This is a genomic window from Halolamina salina (assembly GCF_042678005.1).
GTDB classification, from domain to species: domain Archaea; phylum Halobacteriota; class Halobacteria; order Halobacteriales; family Haloferacaceae; genus Halolamina; species Halolamina salina.
Window position 1 is genome coordinate 5,928 of record NZ_JBHUDH010000021.1, and the last position, 6,969, is coordinate 12,896.

General features: G+C 68.3%; 5 protein-coding genes and 1 pseudogene. 2 read left to right on the plus strand and 4 right to left on the minus strand.

Annotated features, from left to right (window positions below):
• The 4 genes and pseudogenes from ACFR9S_RS02540 to lipA form a co-directional block, all read right to left on the minus strand.
• Positions 1 to 361 (minus strand): annotated as a pseudogene (locus tag ACFR9S_RS02540) (biotin/lipoyl-containing protein); the annotation flags it as partial.
• Positions 362 to 364: 3 nt separating this feature from the next.
• The gene (locus ACFR9S_RS02545) at positions 365 to 1,351 is read right to left on the minus strand and encodes an alpha-ketoacid dehydrogenase subunit beta (RefSeq protein ID WP_379731836.1); all 987 of its coding nucleotides are present in this window, start codon (positions 1,349 to 1,351) and stop codon (positions 365 to 367) included.
• Positions 1,348 to 2,457 carry a pyruvate dehydrogenase (acetyl-transferring) E1 component subunit alpha gene (gene pdhA, locus ACFR9S_RS02550; RefSeq protein WP_379731835.1) on the minus strand — a complete coding sequence of 370 codons (1,110 nt, stop codon included), beginning with the start codon at positions 2,455 to 2,457 and terminating at the stop codon, positions 1,348 to 1,350. Before pdhA ends, ACFR9S_RS02545 begins: the two co-directional genes overlap by 4 nt.
• 332 nt (positions 2,458 to 2,789) lie before the next feature.
• The gene (gene lipA / locus ACFR9S_RS02555; protein ID WP_379731834.1) at positions 2,790 to 3,740 is read right to left on the minus strand and encodes a lipoyl synthase; all 951 of its coding nucleotides are present in this window, start codon (positions 3,738 to 3,740) and stop codon (positions 2,790 to 2,792) included.
• Positions 3,741 to 3,855: 115 nt separating this feature from the next.
• Here lipA and ACFR9S_RS02560 point away from each other — a divergent pair, with 115 nt between their 5' ends.
• Positions 3,856 to 5,289 (plus strand): MATE family efflux transporter, encoded by a 1,434-nt coding sequence (locus ACFR9S_RS02560; RefSeq protein ID WP_379818004.1) that lies wholly within the window; start codon positions 3,856 to 3,858, stop codon positions 5,287 to 5,289.
• Positions 5,290 to 5,365: 76 nt separating this feature from the next.
• Positions 5,366 to 6,969: DEAD/DEAH box helicase (locus tag ACFR9S_RS02565; RefSeq protein WP_379818003.1), on the plus strand; the 1,604-nt coding region annotated here is incomplete at its 3' end.

Consider the following 6,969-nt stretch of genomic DNA (forward strand, 5'->3'; position numbering starts at 1 on the left):
GGCCGTGGGGCGTCTCCGCCGCCGCGGCCTCCTCGGTGTCGGTCTTGGCCTCGGCGGCCGACTCGCCGGGTTCGCCCTCGGTGTCGGGCGCCTCCGCGGCGGCGTCGCCTTCGTCGATCTCGTCGACCTCGAAGGAGATGATCACGTCGCCGACGGGCACCATCTCGCCCTCCTCGGCGAACAGTTCCTTCACAGTGCCGTCGTAGCGGGAGGGCACCTCAACCAGCGCCTTGTCCGTCTCGACCTCCGCGACGATGTCGCCCTCGCTGACGCGGTCGCCGGGCGACACCTGCCAGGAGACCAACTCCCCCTCTGCGACGCCCTCGCCGACGTCGGGTAGTTTGAACTCTTTGACAGTCATGGCTCAGAACTCCACCGCCTCACGGATACCGTCTTCCACTCTCGCGGCGTTAGGCAGGTAGTAGTCCTCCATCGCGTACAGCGGGACGGGGACGTCGAAGCCGGTGACGCGCTTGATCGGCGCCTCCTGATAGACGAGCGCCTCCTCCTGCAGCAGCGCGGTGATCTCGCCGGCGAGGCCGCCCGACTTGGGCGCCTCGTGGACGACGACCCCGCGGCCGGTCTTTTTGAACGACTCGACGATGGCCTCGCGGTCCATCGGCGAGACGGTTCGGAGGTCGACGACCTCGGCGTCGATCCCCTCCTCGGCGAGATTCTCCGCGGCTTCGAGCGTCGGCCGGGTCATCGCGCCGTAGGTGAACACCGACACGTCCGAGCCTTCGCGGCGGACGGCGGCCTCGCCGAGCGGCACCTCGTAGTCCTCCTCGGGCACGTCCTCGCGGAACGCGCGGTAGATGAGTTTGGGTTCGAGGAAGATCACGGGGTCGGGGTCGCGGATCGCCGAGATCAGCAGCCCCTTCGTGTCGTACGGCGTCGACGGCACGACCACCTTCAGGCCGGCCTCGTGGGCGTAGAACGCCTCCTTCGAGTCGGAGTGGTGCTCGGGCGCGCGGATGCCGCCGCCGTACGGCGCACGCAGCACCATCGGCAGCGTGAACCGCGAGCGGCTCCGGGTGCGGTAGCGCGCCATGTGGGAGACGATCTGGTCGAAGCCGGGGTACATGAACCCGGAGAACTGGATCTCCGGCACCGGCTTCATCCCGCCGGTCGCGAGGCCGACGGCGCTGCCGATGATCCCTGACTCCGCAAGCGGCGTGTCGACGACGCGCTGCTCGCCGAACTCCTCCTGCAGGCCCTGCGTGGCCCGGAACACGCCGCCGTTCTTCCCGATGTCCTGCCCGAGCGCGATCACGTCGTCGTCGAGCGCCATCTCGGTCGCGAGACCGTCCCGTACCGCCTGCACCAGCGTGAGGTTCTGTGTCCCGCTCATTCTTCCTCCAGGAACGCGTCCTTGCCGTGTCGCTCGACCGCCGCGACGAACTCCTCGCGCTGTTCGCGTAGCTCCGGCGGGAGGTCGGCGTATGCGTGCTCGAACATCTCCTCCGGCTCCGGACGGGGCTCGGACTCGGCCTCGTCGATGGCGTCGGAGACCCGCTGTTCGATCTGTTCTTCGATCTCGGCCACTTTCTCGTCGTCGAGGACGCCCTCGCTCCGGAGGTACGCCTCCAGCCGCGGGATCGGGTCCTTGGCCTTCCAGCGCTCGACCTCCTCGTCGTCGCGGTACACCGTCGGGTCGTCCGCGGTGGTGTGGGCGCCGAAGCGGTACTGCACCGCCTCGATCATCGTCGGCCGCATCTGGTCCTCGTCGGGATTCCGGGCCTTCTCGAGTGCGTCCCGCGTGACCTTGTAGACGGCCAGCGGGTCCATCCCGTCGACCTGCACGCCCTCGAAGCCGTAGGCGTCGGCCTTCTGGGCGAGCGTCTCGGAGGCGGTCTGCTTCTCGCGAGGCACCGAGATTGCCCACTGGTTGTTGTTGCAGAAGAACACCATCGGCACGTCGTAGACGCCGGCGAAGTTCATCCCCTCGTGGAAGTCACCCTCGCTGGTGGCGCCGTCGCCGAAGTAGCAGATGCCGGCGGTGTCGTCGTGGCCCTGCAGCTTCCAGGACCACGCCAGCCCCGCCGCGTGGGGGATCTGGCTCGCGATCGGCACCGCGACGGGGAGGACGTTCGTGTCCTCGGGCACGTCGTTACCCGCCTCGTACCCCATCCAGTACAGCAGCGTCTGCTTCAGCGGCAGGCCCCGCACGACCGCGGCGCCGTGTTCGCGGTAGGACGGCACCATCCAGTCGTCGTCGGCCAGCGCGTACGCCGAGCCGATCTGGGCACCCTCCTGTCCCGACAGCGGCGGGTACGTCCCCATCCGCCCCTGTCGCTGGAGGCTGACCGCCCGTTCGTCGAAGTGCCGGGCGAGCTTCATGTCCCGGTAGATGTCCAGCATCGTCCCTTCGTCGATCTCCGGGGGCTCGCCCACGAGGTTGCCGTCCTCGTCGAGCACCTGTACCCGGTTCTCGGGATCGCGCTGTAACGTACTCACGGCTTCACCCTCCTCTCCATAAGGCGGATTTTGCCTCGCCGGGGGTATAGTGCTTTCGTAAAAGGTTTACTATGAGCAGAAATCCCCCGATCACGGTTGTGTTCTTCCGAGAAGGTCGGACATATTCTCACGTTTTCCCATTTCGTCCTCGAATACCGCCGTTCCCGTCGACCGATGGCCGGTGTCACGCGAGAAACTGGACGAACGTTTGGGAAGAACTCGGGCGGGCGTCGACGGCTGGTCAGAAGTCGGGGTTGGCTAATCGCACAATCACGGCAACGCGCTCCGTGCCGTCGACATAGCGTCGACGGCTGGTCACGAGCCGTGATTGGCTAGTCGCTCGCCGCTGCCCGCGCCTCCTCACGAGCCTGCTCGGGACTTTTCCCGTCCCGGACGAGCGCGTCGACGAACAGCTCCCCCGCCTTGTAGGAGGAGCGCACCATCGGTCCCGAGGCACAGTAGAGGAAGCCGAGTTCCTCCTCGGCGACCTGCCGCCACGTCTCGAAGGCGTCGGGGTGGACGTACTCGAACACGTCGAGGTGCGAGCGGGAGGGCTGGAGGTACTGCCCGAACGTCACCACGTCGACGCCGACCTGCCGCAGGTCCGAGAGCGTCCGGTAGATCTCGTGGTCGTACTCCCCGAGGCCGAGCATCAGGCTGGTCTTGGTGTAGATGTCCGACTCCCGGTCGACCTGTTCGAGCACGTCGAGCGTCTGTTCGTACCCCGCGCGGCGGTCCCGGACCGGCCACTGGAGGCGCTCGACGGTCTCGACGTTGTGGGCGATCACGTCCGGCCCGGCATCGATGATCTGCCGGACCGCGTCCTCGTCGCCGCCGAAGTCCGGGATGAGCACCTCGACGAGCGTGCCGGGGTTGCGCTGCTTGCACTCCCGGATCGTCTCGGCGAAGTGGGCGGCGCCGCCGTCCTCTAAGTCGTCGCGGTCGACGGAAGTGAGAACCACGTAGTCCAGCCCGATCTCCCCGACGGCCTCGGCGACGTTTTCGGGCTCGTCGGGGTCCAGCGGCTCCATCCCGCCGGTGGCTACGTCACAGAAGTTACAGCCCCGCGAACAGCGCTCGCCCATCAGCATGAACGTCGCGGTGCCGGGGCCAGTGCCCGGCCCGTCCCGGCCGGACCAGCACTCGCCCATGTTCGGGCAGTTCGCTTCCTCGCAGACGGTGTGGAGGTCCCGGTCCCGGAGCGTCTGCTTGATGTCGGTGAACCGTTGCCCGGTCGGCGGCTGGCTCTTGAGCCAGTCGGGTTTCCGCCTGCGGCTGCTCATAGCCCGAAATGGGACGGCACTCGTGAAAAGCGTGCGGTTCGTTCGACGGCTCTCCGACTTTGTTTCCACTCCGATGGGTATTTGTTCCCTCTGCATAATGTGGGTACGATATCGGATGCTCGATCTCGACCCCGGCGACATCACCGAGGGCCGGCTCTCCCGTGCACTGCTCGTCCTCGCGGCGCCGCTGGTGGCCCAGAACCTCGTGCAGGTGGCTAACTCCGCGGCCGACGTGTTCTGGCTCGGCCGCCTCGGTGACGGTGCGGTCGGCGCGGTCGGCCTGAACCAGCCGATCATGGCGCTGGTGATGGTGCCACTGATGGCGGCGATGGTCGGGACGCAGGTGCTCGTCTCCCAGCGGATCGGCGGCGAGAACCGATCGGACGCGCGGAAGGCGGTGTTCCACGGGATCGGGCTGGCGTTCGTCTCCGGTGCGGTCATCGCGCTGCTGGTCGCGCCAAACGCGGGGCCGCTGGTCCGCCTGCTCGGCGCCGGCCCCGACGTGGCGCCGCAGGCCGCGGCGTACCTCTCGGCGTACATGCTGCTGTTTCCGTTCACCTCCGTCAGCGACACTGTGGAGATGGGGTTCGTCGGCGCGGGCGACTCCAAGACCGCGATGTACCTCAACTTCCTCGCGATCGGCGGCAACCTCGTGCTCGACCCGCTGCTGATCTTCGGCGTCTGGGTGTTCCCCGAACTCGGCGTCGCGGGCGCCGCGCTCGCGACCGTGCTCGGCTACACGATGTCGATGGTGCTCGGACTCTACTGGCTGGCCGGCGACCATGGCTCGATCTCGCTGTCGCTCGCGGACGTGGGGTTCGATCTCGACGAACTCCGCGAGATGGTCGACATTGGTCTCCCCTCGGCGGGCCAGCGGCTCGCCTCCCAGTCGGTCCGGCTGGTCGTCGTCGCCATCGTCACGGTCGTCGGCGGCGCCGCGGGGCTGGCGGCGTACACCGTCGGCGCCCGGATCGCGACCATCGCGTTCGTCCCGGCACAGGGGCTACAGCAGGCCGGCCAGAGCGTCGTCGGCCAGAACCTCGGCGCCGACCGCCCCGATCGCGCCCGCCGGGCGACGTGGATCGGCGTCGGGATCGCCGCCGCCGCCCTCGCGGTGATCGGCGTCGTCCAGCTACTGATCCCCGACCTGCTCACGCAGGTGTTCGTCCCCGACATCTCCGCGCAGGGGAAGGCCTACGCCGTCCGCTACCTCGAGATCCTCGCCTACGGCTACTGGGCGATCGGCGCGACGTACATGCTGCTCGCGGGACTCAACGGCGCCCGCCGCACCAAGACCAGCCTGATCGTCGACCTCGTGAAGTACTGGGGGATCCGGCTCCCGATCGCGGTGCTCGCCCTGCCCGTCGGGCTGGGCGTCGGCGCGTTCGGCCTCTCGATCGCGCCCGGCCTCGGCTGGGGGATGGGTGCCATCTTCTGGGCGGTGACGGGCTCGAACGTCGCCGCCGCGCTGGGGCTGGCGGCGTACTTCAAGTACGCGACCAGCGAGGGGATGATGCGCCGCGCTGCCGACGTGGCGACGGCGGAGTAGCGGTCCCGGTAGTGGGACTTCGCTCGCGCCCGCGCGAAGGAAACCTCTTTCTCCGTGGCCGTCCCGACTCAGGGTAGTGTCTCAGCGCTCCGACGCCACGGCCCGCGTCGCCGACGCCGTCCCCGAGTTCGCCGAGGCGTTCGCGTTCGAGGAGTTCAACGCGATGCAGCGGGAGGCGCTGCCCGCCCTGCTCGACACCGACGAGAACGTCGTCGCGAGCGCGCCCACCGCGTCGGGCAAGACGGCGCTCGCGGAGCTGGCGATCTGTAAGACGCTGCGGGAGGGCGGCACCGCCCTGTTCATCGCGCCGATGCGGGCGCTGACCAACGAGAAGGAGGCCGAGTGGGACCGCTTCGAGGAGTTGGGCTACTCCGTCTACGTCGTCACCGGCGAGCGCGACCTCGACCCGCGCCGGGCCGAGCGCGCTGACATCCTCGTGATGACGCCGGAGAAGACCGACTCCGCCACCCGGAAACACGACTCCGCCCGTTACGGCTTCATCACCGACGTTGACTGCTGTGTGATCGACGAGGTCCACCTCCTCGACTCCGAGAAGCGCGGCTCGGTGCTCGAAGTTACGGTGTCGCGGCTCCGCCGACTCTGCGAACCCCGAATTATCGCGCTCTCGGCGACGATGCCCAACGTCGAGGACGTGGCGGAGTGGCTCGACGCGCCGCCGGCGAACACGTTCGCGTTCGGCGACGAGTACCGCCCGGTCGATCTGGAGACGGGGGTGAAGACGTACAGCCACGGCGAGAACTCCTTCGCGGACAAGTACCGCCGGCTCTACCGCGCGCTCGACCTCGCGAAGCCCCACATCCGCGAGGAGGGCCAGTCGCTCGTGTTCGTCTCCTCCCGGCAGGACACCGTTCGCGCCGCCGAGAAGGCCCGCGACGAGGTCACCGACTGGGATATCGAGATGGGTTCCCGCGGCGACTACGACTTCCACACCGCCGCCAAGGAGGTCGAGAACGAGACGCTCAGACACTCCGTCGTCGACGGCGTCGCGTTCCACCACGCCGGCCTCTCCCGCAACGACAAGGACCTCGTCGAACAGTGGTTCAAGGAGGGGAAGATCCAACTGCTGTTCTCCACCTCGACGCTCGCGTGGGGGGTGAACCTCCCCGCCCGCTGTGTGGTCATCCGCGACACGAAGTACCACGATCCGCTGGAGGGCGAGGTCGACATCTCGCCGCTGGACGTGCTGCAGATGCTCGGCCGCGCCGGCCGCCCGGGCTACGACGACGTGGGGTACGGCTGGGTGGTCTGTGACGCCGACGACGCCGACAAGTACCGGACCCTCCTGCGGGAAGGGAAGGAGATCGAGTCGATGCTCGCGGGCGACATCGAGACTCACCTCAACGCCGAGGTCGCGATGGGGACGATACAGGGCCTCGACGACGTGATGTCGTGGGTCGAGACGACGTTCTACTACGTCCGGGCGAAGTCCAAGCCCGAGGAGTACGACTTCGAGAACCTCCGCGAGCGCGTGCGCGGGACCGTCGAGAGCCTCGTCGACTCGGGGTTCGTCGAGACCGACGACGAACTCGGCGTCGAGGCGACGACGCTCGGCCGGCTGGCCTCGAACTACTACCTCCGGCTCGACACCGCCGAACGCTTCCGCGAGGCCTGCGAGCGCGACCGCCTGACCGGCGACAACGTGCTGGAGGCGGTCGCCGC